We start from the raw sequence: 16,636 nt of genomic DNA, 5'->3' as shown, positions 1-16,636 counted from the left end.
TTTTCATTAGTTCATTAACCAGTAAAAATGTACACTAACTAACGAAGATCTAACTAAATGGTATACAAATACTCAAACTTACTAAAGGTACCTAGAATCTAAAATTCTCTTTAAAACAACTTATTTTAAAGGGAACTCATCATCCTTTCTTCTTTTCCCTATTTTCTCTATTATAATAGTTTTACTATCATTTACTCTAGTTAGCATTTTAGTTCATACTTTTTTAATATTAGGTAATACTTTGATTATAATTATAAAACCAAGTAAGGAACTATAAATTATGACAGAAACAGAAAAAGCCTATATAGCTGGAATAATCGATAGTGAAGGAAGTATAATGCTTCAAAAATTTCACAAAAAAGAATACCCATCACTTTGTGTATCAATAGCTTCAACTACACTCGAATTATTAAAATGGATAAAAGAAACTATTGGAAAAGGTGTTATTGTTAAGAAAAAAAAATTATGATACTAAAAGACATCAAAACTGCTATAGTTACATAGTAAAACGTAATGATGCCATTAAATTACTTGAAGATATTTATCCTTATCTAATTATTCCAACTAAAAAGAGTAGAGCTCAATTAATACTTTTAAAATATAAGGCTTTAACCCCTAGAAATGGTAGGTATTCTGAAGAAATGCTTAAATCTAAGATTGATTTTTATAATGAATTTATTTCTATTAAGCAATAAAACCGTACAAATAATTTGTACGGTTTTTGTTTGGTGGAGGCGAGGGGTCATGTGCATCCATTATTTCTATATGGCACTGACTATATCTTCTACTATTACTTAAATAGTAGCCTGGCATATTATAGAAGCTTAGTATAGTTTATATCTTCTATCCTAGTATTCCATAGAGATTACTCCTTAGGAACCTATGAGTCGATACGAGGCTGTTGAATTTCTTCACATACCTCTCGGTATTGCCGTCAGCATTCTCTGTTACGGTTTCACCGATAAAGCCAAGTTATCACTTAAACATCACTGTTTAAGGCGACTTTCTTTCAAAATCGAACCCCTGTCCGAAAGCAGACCAGCCTGACTTTCTACGAGCGTAGTTTAGTGACTAAATTTTCGGTCCTTAGTTCGCTCACAAACAAACTCCTAATTCCCTAGCTTCATAAATACCCCTTTAGCTCAAAGCTTTGCTAAACTTCGTTTCCCACTTCTATGACACCCGCTACCCAAGTCATGGGGAACCTGGACGGATGAGCGGCTATATTAAGCTGCTAATGCAAAATTGTCTTCTGCGTTTATATTTAATGCATAGCTTATTAACGAGTCGTCCATGCTTTACTCGGCCCGCTTATCAAACCCATCACACCCCCGTCGAAGCCAAAACGCCCCCATGTAAGGTTAATAGGTCATAAACACCTTTACCTATTAAATTTTCAATCGATGATTAACATCGTGATTTTATTATAAAACATACAGTTTGAACTGTCAACTTAACTATTCTATTAAACCTTTGGTAAACTGATAATATTATTCTTTTACAAGAAATTTTATTTATTCTTAAAACAAATTTTCTAAATCTACCATAAAATTTTTTAAATTTAATAGTTCTTTTCCAATTATTAAACTTAACTTCTTTATAATTTACAATTAATTATTTAGATCATAAATATAAATAGAATTTATAAACTAATTACTTTTTATATTATATACTAATCTTTTATTATTATAACCTTAATACTCAATATAATTTTAAGTTATAAATAAAAACTCTTGCATTCTTTGTCGAAAGGTGTTATTCTAAATTAGCAGTTGGTACGTAAAGTGCTAATTACCGTAGAGTCTAGTTTGTCCTTCGCCGGATGCTAGGCTCTACTTTATTTTTACAATAAAATTTAAAAAGTTATACACATGAAATAAAAAACTATTCACACTTTTATTCATATTTTTCCCATTTAACTGTTCATAAGTGCACAAAACTAGCTCTTTTATATACTCATATACATACTAGTAAAATAAAAAAAGCAACATCATTAAGACATTGCTTAAAATTCTAATCATCTTTAGTTTCAAACTGTATTACATCATAATTTTCAGAGTTTATATAATAGTCATTTTCATAATCATCTCTATTAATATCATAAATATATATCATTTTAGAATAACTAAAAAAAGAAGCTCCAAAAGATTTATCATTTATCTTTTTCCCATTAATAGTATATACATCATAACTTTCATTATCACCATCTATAGTTTTGCAAATAAATACATTATTAAAAGCTGTAATTGAATCATATTCATCATCAATAATCCAATTTCCTTCTAAATCTCTTACTCCAACATTAGTATAATTTTCATCATATACTATTAATCTATTTTTATTTGCAACCTCTACATAATAAAATCCCTCTTCTATTAAATTTCCTTTTGAATCAACTATCCCATAACTATAATTATCCTCATTAACTAAATAAGCACTAGCAATTCCATCTACAAAAGAACTATCAATTTCATATTTAGAATCAAATAACTTATTTCCACAATAATCTATATAGGTATATACTCTTTCATTGCTTCCATAATAATATACACATGCAATTTCATTCTCATTATCAAAACAAGTTAAATAGCTATAATCATCCTTTAAATATATTGGTTCTAGTTTATTATTTAAATATACATATTCTCCTTTATCTTCATTATATAATTCATAAAAACTATTAGATATATCAGTAATATTATACTCGTTAAAATTAATAATTTTTAAATCCTCGTTTAAAATATAATAGTCATAACTTTCATTATCTTGTATAACAGCATATCCATCGATATATCCTCTATATATAGAGCACTTATTACTTAAAGAAATTTCATTACCATTTACATCATATAAAGTTTCTTTATTATCTTTTTCAGCTACAATAAACCCATTATATTCTGTAGTAACATAATCATATTTATCCCTTAAAACTTCTTTTCCATCCTTATTAATAACAGCACTAATTTCATCATCCTCTTCATTACCTTTAATATCATAATAGTATACAACTGCTAATCCATTACAAAAACTATCTCCATAAAAATAATCACCACTAGTAATCACTTCACCTTTTTCGTTTATGTACGCACCTTTTTCATCTATAACTACAAAGGCCATCCCCTCAGAAAAAAAGTTTGCATATCCATATTGTGGTTCAATTATAACTTCTCCACTACTGTCAATATAACCATACCTTCCTTCTTCATCAACAAATGGATATAAATCTAGTTCCTTCTCTTCTTCATACTGATACAATTTTATATTATTAACAAAAACATTATTACCATCAGTTTCTACTTGTGGCTTATCTTCAATTTTTATTTCAACACTTCCTAAAGTTCTCCCCATATTACTACTTATAAATTTCACACTAAGTAAATAATATACTATACCTATTATTACTATTCCTACTATTAAAAAAGCAGTAATAAAAATAATAACAGCTCTTTTGCTAGCTGCTTTTTGAGTTATATATTTTTCCTCTGCAATTTTCTGCACATCACATCGATGAGTTTCATCACTTTTGCCCATTTGCAGTTCACCTTCTTATTATAATTAATTACATTTTATATTATATATGTCAATTAGCTATTTTAATACTATTTATATTTTCTTTCAAAATAAAAAATGATAAGACCTATGCGTTCGTAAGCCTTACCATCTCTTATTCTTAGATAATATATACTATTCAAATTTATTGTAAATGTTCTAAAATAAAAAATAAACAAATAGTGGTAGTAAAAGTTCAATAAATTTTAGAAGTTTATTTTTAATATATAGTGAACTAAGTAGTGCTAAAAGGTTCTATCCATTATAGTTAGTACAAATTACTGAATAAATTTTATAAATAATTCATTTTCTAATTTAATCTATGAATATCTTCTAAAAATATCTCTTTTCTAAATATATTTTTAGAAGTTCCATTTTTCAATTCTTGCAGTACCATTCCCCTTTAATGTTAAAGTAGAATCAACTAAATCATTATAGATTCTAGTACTAAATACTTCTTCTCCATTATTCAAGAAAATTTCTAAAGAAGAATTATCAGAGAATATTCTCATTGAAGTAACAGCTTCAATTTCTACTGCTCTCATATCTCTTCCATAGCCTGATCTTCCAAGTTCTAATTTAAATACCTTATTATTAAATGAAAGCTTACAATCTTCTCTTAAAGCTATTTCAAACTCTGTAGTGTTTATAAAATCAATATTTAATTCAAAAGTATTGCTTTCAAATATTTCTAAAGTATTAGCTTCATTTAAAGAAACCTCTTTTTTTATTGAATCACCTTTTCTTAAAGCCTCTAATTCAACAACAGGAATTTGATATACCTTATTATTCTTTAAAACTAACTCTCTTGGAATTGTTAATTGATGTTGCCAGAAGTTATTTATAGTTGGATTCTTATGTTCTACAGCATCTGGCACTCCCATCCATCCTATAACTATTCTTCTTCCCTTAGAATCTTCAAAAGTTTGCGGAGCATAGAAATCAAATCCTCTATCTATTTCAACAAACTCGCCAAGTTTAAGTTCTTTTTTATCATTCAAAAAATTCCCTACAGCATATCCACATTGATATACATTATTATATTTATATCCTTCTGCTTCCATACCTTGTGGTGAAAACATTAATACATCTTTATCACTTAACTTAAATGTATCTGGACATTCCCACATATATCCCATATCATCTAACTTACCTGCTGGTACAGAGTGGAATTCCCAATTATAAAGATCATTTGATTTATATAATAAAATACAACCTTTATTATCAGTAGTTCTAGCTCCTAGAACCATATAATAAACTCCATCTTCTTCCCAAACCTTAGGATCTCTAACATGTAGCGACATATCATCTGGGAAATCTGTATTTCTTAAAAGCACTTTCTTTTCTGAGAAGTTTATACCATCTTTACTAGTTACTAAAATAACATTTTGCTCTCTTCCAGTTAATATATAATCATGATTTCCTTCATGCTTTACATTACCTGTATAGAAGAAATAAATTGTATCATCCTTAACAAAAGCTGATCCTGAATATACTCCATCCTTATCTTCATTTATATCTGGATAAAGAGCAACTCCTTTATCTTCCCAGTTAGCTAAATCTTTAGAAACTGCGTGCCCCCAAAACTTTAATCCTCCCATTGGCGTTAATGGTGAGTATTGATAGTAGCAATGATATTCTCCATTAAATTCACATAATCCATTAGGATCGTTTATCCATCCTATTGGAGCCATTATATGATATTTATTTCTCCATTTGTCACTATTTACAGCATCTAAATTCTTGTTCATACATTCATTTATTTGCTTATCAAAATCAACTCTTAACATAACTATCTCCCTTGTGCTAATGTTAAAACTTCTTCTTTAGTCGGTAAAGCACCTATAGCTCCTCTTTTACAAACTGTTAATGCAGCTGTTGCATTTGAGAAAGTTAATATTTCTTTTACCTTTTCTTCTGGTAAATTAACTAAACTTTCTAAAGTATTATCGCCTTCAGCAACTTGATATAAGAATGATCCTATAAATGAATCTCCTGCTCCTGTTGTATCTTGAGCTTCAACTTTAAATGATGGAGAAAATACTTTTCTTTCCTTAGTTATAAATTCTGCACCATTAGTTCCTTTTGTGTAGATTATAACTTCAACATCTCCTTGTAATAAGAAGTTTAATGCTTCAGTTTCATCTGCAATTCCAGTTATGAATTCTAATTCTTCATCACTTATTTTAACTATATTAGCAAATGGTAAGAATTCTAAAATTGCCTCTCTGCAAGCTTCTGGTGTTTCCCATAATGGTAATCTAACATTTGGGTCAAAACTTATTAAGCAATTATTCCTTTTAGCAAATTCTATAGCTTTTCTATGGGCTTCTTTTATTGGTGCATCTATTAAACTAACTGAACAGAAGTGTAATATTCCACCTTGTGCAAATACTTCTTCTTCTATTTCTTCTGCATTTAATAACATATCTGCACTTGGGTTTCTGTAGAATGAAAAATCTCTTTCTCCATCTTCTCTTAATGAAACAAATGCTAATGCAGTATTTGCTTCTTTTGTTCTTAAAACCTTTGATATATCTACTCCTAAAGGTTCAACTTGTTCTAAGATGTGATCTCCAAAGCTATCAACACCTAACTTAGTAAGCATTTGTGCATTACCACCTAACTTTGCAACTGCAGCTGCTACATTAAGCGGAGCTCCTCCTGCTACTCTTAAAAAATTACTTACATTATTTAAAGATTGTCCTTTTTCATGTGGTATAAAGTCAATTAAAGCTTCACCTATTGAAATTACTTTTTTCATAAATCTTCCTCCTCTATACTTACGGGAACGTTCCCTCATTATTTAAAAAATATATTAATTTAAATAAATATTTTTATATCATTTTTCTACGATATTATTATAACATTTATTCATTCTTAGTCTATATATTTTTTCTAATAAATATCCTGATTTAATAAAAAAAGATACCTATTATCCTTATATGACCTTTATAGTATAAAGTTAAAACATAAAACTCTAACTATAAAGACCTATAAATTATAGGTATCTATTTTTTATTTATCTATTGTCAAACATATATGTCACTTGAGCTAAATAATTATTTTCTTTATCTTCATATACTAAATATAATGTATGATAAGCTTTATTAAAGTTAGTTGTATCAAATGATACTACTCCATTTTCATCTACACACTCATCTATATGAAGAGAAACATCTTCTAATGTTATATTATTTCTAACTACTATAGCTGATAATTCTACTGTCTTTCCTTCTCTATTAACAGCATCATATTTCACAGTTATTTTATTATCTTCTTTATAAAGACTTCCTATCACTATATTTTGGTACATAGCTTGTAAATTAAATAATTTCTCTAACCCCTTAAGTTTAGATAAATCATTTATTTCATTATAATCTAAATTTAATGTTTCTAAATTTTTAGCATATTGTAACCCTTCTAAATCTGAAATTCCATAACCCATAGCATTTAATTCAGTAAGGTTATACATATCCCCTATAGTTATATCATTTGATGATATATTTAATTCTGACTTAATAGCTTCTTTTAAATATTCATCTGAAATATTAACTACTTCTGATAAATCAACAGCTTTTTCTAACTTTTCATATGCTTCATTTAATTTAATGAACAAGTTATCAATTTCTTCTTGAGTATATCCATTAGCTAACTCTACATTAACAACTTCTAACACTTCTTGTAGATTATCAATACTTTCTCCTGTATAAATATCTTTATTTAAGTTATTTATAGTTTCAATTAATGAATCTAATTCAGCTCTATTTATTTCAAAACCATTATTATTAGCAAAGTGTAATTTAGTATCACCCCATGTTGCATGGTCTGAACCATTACCATTTCCACCATCAGTTACAACAAGTTTTAACTCCTTAGCTCCATTAATATCTACTTCAACATACTTTTGTGAATCTCTTGATGTCATTAATCCACTATCAAATTTCTTTTCACCATCAACCCAAACTTCAAAGCTTACAGACCCAACAGTTCCATACATTTGTCTATCTACACCAATATATGAAGTGAAATATGCATAATCTTTATCACTTAAATTATAAATTATAGTAGATGTTGAATGTGATCCTATACCTCTTTCATAAGATACTTCTTGTCCATTTTCACCTGTTAATCTTAAAGCTCTTCCACTTATTGATATATCTTTCTTTGGAGCAGTATAACTGTTATTAGTTGAATTCCAATCATATTCTGTTAAGTAAGTGTAATCATTCATATCAACTACTGCAATAGTTCTTGTTTTTGTAGTTGTATTCCCATCACTATCGGTTACTTTATAAGTTAATTCATACTTTCCAGCTTTATTAAAATTAACTTCTCCTGCTACTTCAATATTATTTGTTAAATCTCCATCTTCAGCATCACTTGCAGAATATTCTTCATTTAACTCTATAGGATATCCTACCTTTGTAGACACTGACTTTGGTATAGAAAGTGTTGGTGCCGCATTTAATATTAAGAATTTAGCATCACCAAAGCTAGCATGATCTGATGCATTTCCATTTCCAGCATTATCTGCAACAATCTTTAACTCTGATACTCCCTCTAATGGGATTCTTACTAACTTAGCATCATCTGCCCATTTCATTATTCCACTATTATAAACTTCTACGTCATCAGCATAAACTTTAAATATTACACTTGAATTATTTTGTTGTGCAATATTTCTATCTATACCAACATAAGTTTCAAAGTATTCATAATTTTTACCTTCTAAGTTATAAACTATTTCTGAATTTGCATGAGTTCCAATACCCTTATCAAATACTTTTTCTTCACCATTTACACTTAACTTAATTTTAGCTCCACCTGATGCTAAATCTTTTCTTACTTGTCCATAGTCAGTTCTTGCAGAATCCCAATCGATATCAGATAAATACTCTGAATCACTATAAACTACAATAGTTTTTTCTGAAGTAGCAATATTTCCATCACTATCTGTTACTGTATATGATACTTTATAGTCACCAGTTTTATTAGTTGTAAAATTATTTGAATTAATTACTACTTTATTTGTTATATCTCCATCTTCTTGATCGCTGGCATTTACAGATGACATTAAATCATATTCACTTCTTAACTTAACATATTCTGTTTCACCTACAGTTAAGCTTGGGAATTTATTTCTTATAATTTCTTCAGCCCTATTTAAATCATCTTGGAAAAGTTCTTCTGCTGGGTGAGCACTAACCTCTTCTCTTAATGCATTTAACTTTTCTAAAGTATTATATTGTTCACTTACTTCATTTTTATTATCGTCAGTAAATAATTCATTCTTAATTTTATCTGATAATTCATCAGTTTTATAGAATGACATTTCACCTATACTTGCCCAGTTTTGATTTGCTTCAATGAATTTAAACTTAACTCTTCTTGCTTCTGTTTTAGTTATATCAATTTCAATAACATCATTTACACTACCATTATATGAACCAGTACCTGCTAATCTAAAGTCATTGCCTTCTGCTTCGGTAGAAACATAAATTGCAAATTTGGTTGCAAATCCTTTCCCACCATTTCTAGCTGCATAAGCAATTTTATCTATCTCATTAACTTCACCTAAATCAAACACAACTTCATTTTGGAATGATAGACTATTTGGATTTCCAGTTTCCCAATGAGTATTTCTATTATTATCTATTGCATATCCAATAACACTGCTTCCATAGTTTCCACCATTATTAGAAATTGAAGCTACTGGTATTTTGAATTCTTCATTATATGCTTCTAAATTATTAAATGCCCCATACTTTGATTTAGTTGTAGTTAGCTCTTCATACACTGTTATATATGAAATCTTTTCAACTACATTATTATCACTATCTGAAACTCTATAAGTAACTTCAAATCTACCAACCTTTTCTGCTTCATAAGTATTTGAAACTATTTCGATACTTGAAGTTAAATCTCCATCTTCAATATCAGTAGCAGATATACCTTCATTAAAATCTACTACTTCTCCTAGCTTATAAGTTTTATCTGTAACAGTTAAATCTGGTTTTGCATTATTAGTAGTTAATTTTGGATTTGCTATTACTGCATGGTCAGATGTATTTCCATTTCCTCCATCACTAACTTCTATAACTAATTCCTGAACGCCCTTAACTGGAACATTTATAGCAACCATATTATCTGCATGTTTTATTACACTTGTAGTAGCTAGAACTTCACCATCAGCAATAACTTTAAATACTACACTTGAATTGCTTTGAGATTCTATGCCCATATCAATTCCAACTAATGCTTCAAAGTAGTCATAATCTACATTTGATAAATCATAAGTTATCTTACCATTTGCATGTATTCCAAACCCTTTATCAAAAGTTTTTATTTCATTATTTACTCTACCCTTTATACTACTATTTCTTCTTGGAGTCCCATATTGAGTTGTAATGCTTGTCCAAGCTGTATCTGATAAATAATCATAATTACTTACCACTTGTACGTTTACTGTTTTTGTAACAACCACTCCATTATCTTCAATAGTATATTCTAATGGATAAGTCCCTTTTTCATTTACATTAACTTCTCCATTTATAACTATATTTGAGCTTATATCTTCTCCATTGTAATTTAATGCTTTAACTAAATTCATTGGATCGAATTCTTCTCTAAGTTTTATACTTATTGACTCTTGTTCTACGCTTAAACTTGGTGTTAAAGAATTTACTACTACTTCTTCTCCAATATTTAGTTTTTTATCATATGGTACAACAGTATAATTTACTGACTCTCCTATATTTGATTCTGTATCAACAAAACTATTAGTTGAAGTAAATCCTATTAATTCACCATCTTTAAATATTTCATAACCTAATACATCATCCTTAAACTCTTCATTAACGCTAAAAGATAATTTTATATTTTCATTTTCTTTAAGCACATTAACATTTAACTCTGGATTACTAGTAAATCCTTCACCATCATATTCTATATAATCATAGTTAGCATACCAAGTTTTTATATCAGGTTTTGGATATTGACTTAATAACTCTTTTGTCTCGTCAGAAACCCAGAATCCATGTCTTTCAAAATGCTCGCTTAAATCTAATTCTAAAGCTATACTAGAATATTTAGCTAACTGATTTAACTTATCATTTGCTGAATTTGTTGAATCTAAAACTATGTTGTTTTCTCTGTACTGGCTATTTAATTTCCCCCAATATCCTGGATATATCATTTCTAATTGCCAATAAACAGCTAAGTTTTCAAAATATCCTCCATCATAATAATAATTACTATCTGTTGATATAACATTTTTGAAAACATGACTTTCGAAAGGTATTCTTTTATTTGGATTATTATAATAATAAGAAGAATTTTGAGGTATCATATTATTTGTAACCTCACCTATAGTTCTTACTCCTATATCAAGCTTATGACCCATTTCGTGATCAACACCCCAGCCTCCTACACTAGTTAACATAGATACCATTACATCACTTTGAACACCTATATGCCCAGATGCAGCATACATATATCCAAATGGCTGAGCTAATCTTATATTCTCTCTAGTATACTTAATATCATTCTTTATGCTACTTCCATCCATACCTAAATATTCAAATATCATATCCATATGATCATCATACATATTTACAGTATTCATTGGACCAAATTCTTGGTTTATATAAGCCTCATATGCCCCTGTTGCAGTTCCTGTAAATACAAGATGATCTGAAACTATCTCTACAACATCTATCATTTTCCTATCCATAACATTAGGATTTTCTGCCTTGTCCGCATCAATTCTTGCTTTATAATCTTTTAGAAGCTCTAAGAACTCTTCTTCATCAGTATTTTTATCCATCATAGGGAACTGTTCACAACCAGATGCAAATCTTATAACTGGAGCTTTACTTTGTTGTTCTTCAGTATAAGGGTTTACTATATATACAGCTCCACCTGGAGTTACATCATGTCTATACCATCCATCATTTTGACTAACAGCAGGTACAGTTATTACATTTTTACCTATATGTAAACTTACTGTCCTTCCCCAACTTGCAAAACTTCCTTCTTGTTGTGAAAACATTAACTGTGGTAATGGTTGCCCTGGTTCTGCATCAACATATACTGTTATTGTTTCCCCTGCTCTAGCAACTACTCCAGTAGGCTGATTATTATTACCAAATCCAAACTTTAAATTACTATTGGCATGTGCATTTCTATCCCCATACTGTTCTGCGACAACAGTTTTAACAGTTTGTAAAGTACCATTTACAATATCCTTAGCCACTTGTATATCTTTTAAATAAACTGGTGCTAATGGATGTTCACTAATATCACTTTCAAGTTCTGCTAATTTTTCTATAGTATTGAATTCATTTGAAACAGTATCCATTAATCCATTTGTAAATAGTGTTTTCATTTTTTTAGATACTAAATCTTCTTTATATAATCTTATATCTGAAATTGATGCCCAGTTTTCACGCGCCTTATCAAATACAAATTTTACTCTTTTAGCTTTAGTTGCATCAAATTGTATTTCTAACATATCATTAGTTACTGTATAACTACCTTCTGTCACCTTTTGAAAATTATCTCCTGAGTCAACTGGCGATATATATATACTAAACTGCTCTGCAAACCCTTTTCCACCAGATCTTGATTTATAAGTTAATCTACTTATTACTTCTGCTTCTTCTAAGGTTAATATAACTTCATTCTTAAATGAATCACTATTAGGCTTTCCTGTTTCCCAATGAGTATTAGCATCTTCATCTATTGCATACTTTATTGCAGAACTAGCATATTGTCCTCCATTGTTACTTATACTTAAGTTTTTAACTCTATATACATCATCATATTCATTTATATAATCTGTATAAAATGGTTCAAATTTAGATACATTTGCAGTACCACTTTCAACTTGCCCAAATTCAATTAACTCTTTAGCTAAATTTAACTTTTCAATATATTCATCTTTAAATGGATGTCCATTAGATTCTGCTATTAAATTATTAATAGCTTCAATTGTTCCAAATTCAGGATTAACTTCATTCATTTTTTCATCTACAAATAATATATCTATTTTTTGATCTAATTCATCTGGCATATATAAACCAAATTCAGAAGCTAATGCCCAATTTTCATATCCCTTTTTATATACAAACTTTATTCTTCTTACTTCTGTTTCTTTAAATTTTATTTGCAAAGTATCTTTAGTCGTTATACTTGTAGATCCATCTGATATTTTCTCAAATGTATCCCCTTCAGAAGTTCTAGATCCATATATTTCAAACTCTTGTGCAAACCCTCTCGAAACTAGGCTTGTATACATTATTCTATCTATCGTAGTTAACTCATCTAAAGTTATTACCACTTCATTTGTATGGCTAGATGTATTTTGCTTACCTGAATGCCAATTTGTGTTTACATCTCCATCCATGGCTCTTGATATATCATTAGAGGCATATTGTCCACCATTAGTTGTTATACTTGTAACTTTTTCTAATGGTACCTTGAATAATTCATCATAACTTGCTAACCTTTCATCATTAAACGACTTAAAGTTAGATACCTTAGCCTCTGTAAATTCTAATACCTTTCCTTCTAATATTATTCTAGCATTATTAATATCTTCTGCTATTTCACTATATAAAGGATGTGTACTTGCTTCTAAATCAAAAGCTTCTAATTTTTCTAGTGTATTAAATTCTTCACTTAACTCATTCTTTGAATTATTAGTGAATATATTATTCATTTTATCTATTATGTTATCTTCTTTATAAAACATAAATTCAGATGCACTTGCCCAACCTTGATTAGCCTTTTTAAATACAAACTTTATTTTCTTAAATTCAGTTGCATCAAATTTTATTTCTACAACATCTCTTGTTGAATCTTTATACTCACCAGTAGCTACTAATTGAAAATCATCACTATCATCATTAGATGCATATATTTCAAATTCTTCAGCAAAGCCTTTTCCCCCTGCATCTGGTCTTGCTGCATAAACTATTCTATTTAATGTAGTTGCTTCTTTTAAATTAATTATGACCTCATTAGTAAAACTTGAACTATTAGGTGAGCCTGTTTCCCAATGAGTTTTGAAGTTTTCATCTATAGCTTTATCTATGGTGCTACTTCCATATTTCCCACCATTATTAGTTATAGATTCAATATTAGAATTATCCATTTTAAATACTTCATTATAACGCTCCAATAAATCGCTACCATATAAGCTAAATTTAGTTACAGTAGCCTCCTTACTTTCAGTTTCTTCCACCGCTCCATCAACTTGGATAGTATCATTTTGTTTTAATGTCTCTGCAAATACATTAACAGGTGTAGATAGTAAATTTGTTATTGTTGCAGCTAAAATTAGTGTTGATAATTTTCTTTTTAACATTTATTTTCCCCCCGAAATATTATTTCCCAAGAGAAGTACATTAAAAAAAGCTACTCTCTAAAGAGTAGCTAAAAATAAGTCTTAATAAAGATTAATATTTATCGAAAATGCTGTAAGGGTGCATTTACTTGAAAGTAAAGCACTTCAATGAAATATAAAAACTTTATTTACTTAAAAACAAAAAGTCTAATGTACTCTTTGGCAACTGGCTGACATAGTAATTAAACCTTAGTCCCTATAGCTTTGCGTCCTTAAATTTCTTTAAGTTTGCCTATTAAATTTTCAATAATATTGATAATCCTTAATATTATTTACAGTAAAATAATTACTATATAAATTATATCCCATTCTCATTAGCAATCTATTAAAAAGTATTAACTTTCATATTTTTCAACACAATTTTCATTAATAAATATTTATTTTCCTTTTATTCGACTTATATTCCATTTATACTATGCATACTTAACTAATATTAATTATTTTTTAAATTATTCTATTTCTTTTTCTTTCATGTGTTTTTTATGTTTACATCTGCCATGACTTTTCATATGTTCTCCATGTGCAATGTTTCCTCTCCACGATTTTAGCAACTTTGATAATATTACTTCTAATTGCTGTTGTTCTTCTTCATTTATCGCATTGAATAATTCCTTTGACCTATTTTTAAGTTCTTCTTCCTTTAGTAAAATACTTTCTTTACCCTTTTCAGTTATTGATATATTTACTTTTCTCTTGTCATTCTCATCTTTTTCTCTTATTATTAATTCTTTTTCCTCTATCTTGCTTAAAATTTCGCTTAAAGATCCTGAACGAATATCAATAATATTTTGTAATTCACTTTGTGTCATTGTGCCCTTTTCCAAAAGCACTCTTAATATACGTCCTCTTCCATGGTGACCACAATGTTTATTATTTAAAATAGTGCCACATTTCCCTATCATTAGCATAAGTCTCTCTTCTTGAGGTAATTTTTTAAATTCTTCACGCTTTTTAGACTGCTCTTTTAATTCCTTTACCTTTTCTTCTGTTATTTCTCCATTATTTAATAATCTTATGAACTTCTTTCCCCTACAGCATTTTAGTTCATTTACGTCACAACCTTTACCACATATTTGACATTTTTCATATTTAATTTCTTTATTCATATATATTCACTCCTTTTAGTTAGGTACCTTGTTATTTTCATTATACATCCTCTATATATTTTTATCAAGGTACCTAATTAATTTAAAAGCAAAAAAGAAGAAAATGCATTTTACATTTTCTTCTTTCTCTATTTATATTAATTTATTAAGCTTCTTCCTTAATTCCCATTATCCAAGTAGCTATAAATGCAACTGCACCCGCAATAACTAAACCAATACAGTAGTTAACCATTGTATCTGCTGTAGTAATTGCTATAGCTGGTAAAGCTGTAACACCAACAGCTGTCATCTTAACATGTGTAAATACTACATAAGCACCTGCTGCTGCTCCACCAATAGCCGCACCAATAAATGGTTTTCTATATCTTAAGTTTACTCCAAATATAGCTGCTTCTGTTATACCCATTGTACAACTTATTGCTGCTGGTAATGATATAGCTTTCATCTTCTTATTCTTAGTTTTGAAGTATACTGCTAAAGCTGCTCCACCTTGTGCAAAGTTAGCAACTGCCCATATTGGAAGTAATGTATTAAATCCTGTTGAAGCAATAAGTCCTAACTCAATAGCATGGAAGCTATGATGTATACCTGAAATAACTATAGCTGAATATAATCCACCAAAGATTATACCTGCAAATATACCAAAATTATTTAATGCATATTGTAAGAATATACTTATTCCATCACCAATCCAGTTAGCAAATGGTCCAACAACTACTAAAGCTAAGAATCCACTTAGTATTACTGTTATTAATGGAGTTAATAATATGTCTAACATATTAGGAACAATTTTTCTAACATTTCTTTCTATTATAGACATTAGGAATATTACAAATAATATTGGTAATACAGTTCCTTGATACCCCTTTAGAGGCATATCAATAATTCCAAATACAGACATTGTTTGAGCTACAGCACCTGATTGTTGTTCCCAAGCATTCATTAATGCTGGGTGAATCATTATACCAGCAACAGTTGCTGCTAAGTAAGTATTACATTTAAATACTTTTGCTGCACTGATAGCAACTAATATTGGTAAGAAGTTAAATGCTGCACTACTAAACATATCAAGTAGTGTCCACCACCAAGTTCCCTCAGCAGAAATACCAAACTTAGAGCATAATCCCATAATTCCCATTAATAATCCTGAAGCAACGATTGCTGGAATTATTGGTACAAATATATCTGATAATAATTTAGCTAATTTTTGAAGTGGATTTAATTTTTCTGCTCCTGAATGTTTAACATCTTGAGTACTCATTTCAGTTATCCCACAAATTTTAATTAATTCAGCATAAACTTTATTAACAGTACCTTGTCCTATAATAACTTGAAATTGTCCACCATTAATAAATGCACCTTTTACGATATCTAACTTCTCTAACTCTTCTTTGTTAGCTAAACTTTGATCTTTTAATACCATTCTTAATCTTGTCGCACAGTGTGCTGCACTTGCAATATTTTCTGAGCCACCGATATATTTTAATATATCTTGAGCAGCATCATAATACTTGTTAGATCCCATTTTTTAATCCTCTTAAATATTTTTATGTTCTTATATTTACCTTGC

At 28.9% G+C, this 16,636-nt stretch carries 8 protein-coding genes, 1 other RNA gene and 1 riboswitch; of the genes, 2 read left to right on the top strand and 7 right to left on the bottom strand.

Features of this window, described 5'->3' with window-relative positions; all coding sequences use genetic code 11:
* The first annotated feature begins 280 nt into the window (after positions 1 to 280).
* Both ABUA17_RS03655 and ABUA17_RS03650 read left to right on the top strand, forming a co-directional pair.
* On the top strand, positions 281 to 469 hold the full coding sequence (locus ABUA17_RS03655; RefSeq protein ID WP_311776461.1) for a hypothetical protein: 189 nt from the start codon (positions 281 to 283) through the stop codon (positions 467 to 469).
* Positions 447 to 695: a hypothetical protein gene (locus ABUA17_RS03650; RefSeq protein ID WP_341478662.1), complete on the top strand. Its 249-nt coding sequence runs from the start codon at positions 447 to 449 to the stop codon at positions 693 to 695. The genes ABUA17_RS03655 and ABUA17_RS03650 overlap by 23 nt, the downstream gene beginning before the upstream one ends.
* A gap of 316 nt (positions 696 to 1,011) precedes the next feature.
* On the opposite strand, the gene ssrA is transcribed toward ABUA17_RS03650, so the two are convergent.
* From ssrA to ABUA17_RS03615, 7 genes are all read right to left on the bottom strand, one after another.
* Positions 1,012 to 1,345, bottom strand: a transfer-messenger RNA (tmRNA) gene (gene ssrA / locus ABUA17_RS03645).
* A 668-nt stretch (positions 1,346 to 2,013) separates the two neighbouring features.
* Positions 2,014 to 3,531: a WG repeat-containing protein gene (locus tag ABUA17_RS03640; protein WP_042395715.1), complete on the bottom strand. Its 1,518-nt coding sequence runs from the start codon at positions 3,529 to 3,531 to the stop codon at positions 2,014 to 2,016.
* A 380-nt stretch (positions 3,532 to 3,911) separates the two neighbouring features.
* The gene (locus tag ABUA17_RS03635) at positions 3,912 to 5,339 is read right to left on the bottom strand and encodes a glycoside hydrolase family 32 protein (RefSeq protein WP_042395714.1); all 1,428 of its coding nucleotides are present in this window, start codon (positions 5,337 to 5,339) and stop codon (positions 3,912 to 3,914) included.
* A gap of 2 nt (positions 5,340 to 5,341) precedes the next feature.
* Positions 5,342 to 6,313, bottom strand: coding sequence for a carbohydrate kinase family protein (locus tag ABUA17_RS03630; protein WP_042395712.1), 972 nt, complete (start codon positions 6,311 to 6,313; stop codon positions 5,342 to 5,344).
* A 258-nt stretch (positions 6,314 to 6,571) separates the two neighbouring features.
* The gene (locus ABUA17_RS03625; RefSeq protein ID WP_195958885.1) at positions 6,572 to 13,921 is read right to left on the bottom strand and encodes an NPCBM/NEW2 domain-containing protein; all 7,350 of its coding nucleotides are present in this window, start codon (positions 13,919 to 13,921) and stop codon (positions 6,572 to 6,574) included.
* Positions 13,922 to 14,118: 197 nt separating this feature from the next.
* Positions 14,119 to 14,203: riboswitch (cyclic di-GMP riboswitch) on the bottom strand.
* Between the two features lie 206 nt (positions 14,204 to 14,409).
* On the bottom strand, positions 14,410 to 15,066 hold the full coding sequence (locus ABUA17_RS03620) for a MarR family winged helix-turn-helix transcriptional regulator (RefSeq protein ID WP_349817911.1): 657 nt from the start codon (positions 15,064 to 15,066) through the stop codon (positions 14,410 to 14,412).
* A 145-nt stretch (positions 15,067 to 15,211) separates the two neighbouring features.
* On the bottom strand, positions 15,212 to 16,591 hold the full coding sequence (locus tag ABUA17_RS03615; RefSeq protein WP_195958883.1) for a sucrose-specific PTS transporter subunit IIBC: 1,380 nt from the start codon (positions 16,589 to 16,591) through the stop codon (positions 15,212 to 15,214).
* Positions 16,592 to 16,636: the final 45 nt, after the last annotated feature.

The organism is Clostridium sp. RTP31139st1_H3_RTP31139_211217 (genome assembly GCF_040227035.1).
GTDB lineage: Bacteria > Bacillota > Clostridia > Clostridiales > Clostridiaceae > Clostridium > Clostridium saudiense.
This window is presented reverse-complemented; position numbering and strand designations above follow the sequence as displayed.

Excerpts from the sequence above, each read along its gene's own strand:
- ABUA17_RS03620 (WP_349817911.1), bottom strand. The coding sequence starts at position 15,066 with ATGAATAAAGAAATTAAATATGAAAAATGTCAAATATGTGGTAAAGGT.
- ABUA17_RS03655 (WP_311776461.1), top strand. The coding sequence starts at position 281 with ATGACAGAAACAGAAAAAGCCTATATAGCTGGAATAATCGATAGTGAA.
- ABUA17_RS03640 (WP_042395715.1), bottom strand. The coding sequence starts at position 3,531 with ATGGGCAAAAGTGATGAAACTCATCGATGTGATGTGCAGAAAATTGCA.
- ABUA17_RS03615 (WP_195958883.1), bottom strand. The coding sequence starts at position 16,591 with ATGGGATCTAACAAGTATTATGATGCTGCTCAAGATATATTAAAATAT.
- ABUA17_RS03630 (WP_042395712.1), bottom strand. The coding sequence starts at position 6,313 with ATGAAAAAAGTAATTTCAATAGGTGAAGCTTTAATTGACTTTATACCA.
- ABUA17_RS03625 (WP_195958885.1), bottom strand. The coding sequence starts at position 13,921 with ATGTTAAAAAGAAAATTATCAACACTAATTTTAGCTGCAACAATAACA.
- ABUA17_RS03635 (WP_042395714.1), bottom strand. The coding sequence starts at position 5,339 with ATGTTAAGAGTTGATTTTGATAAGCAAATAAATGAATGTATGAACAAG.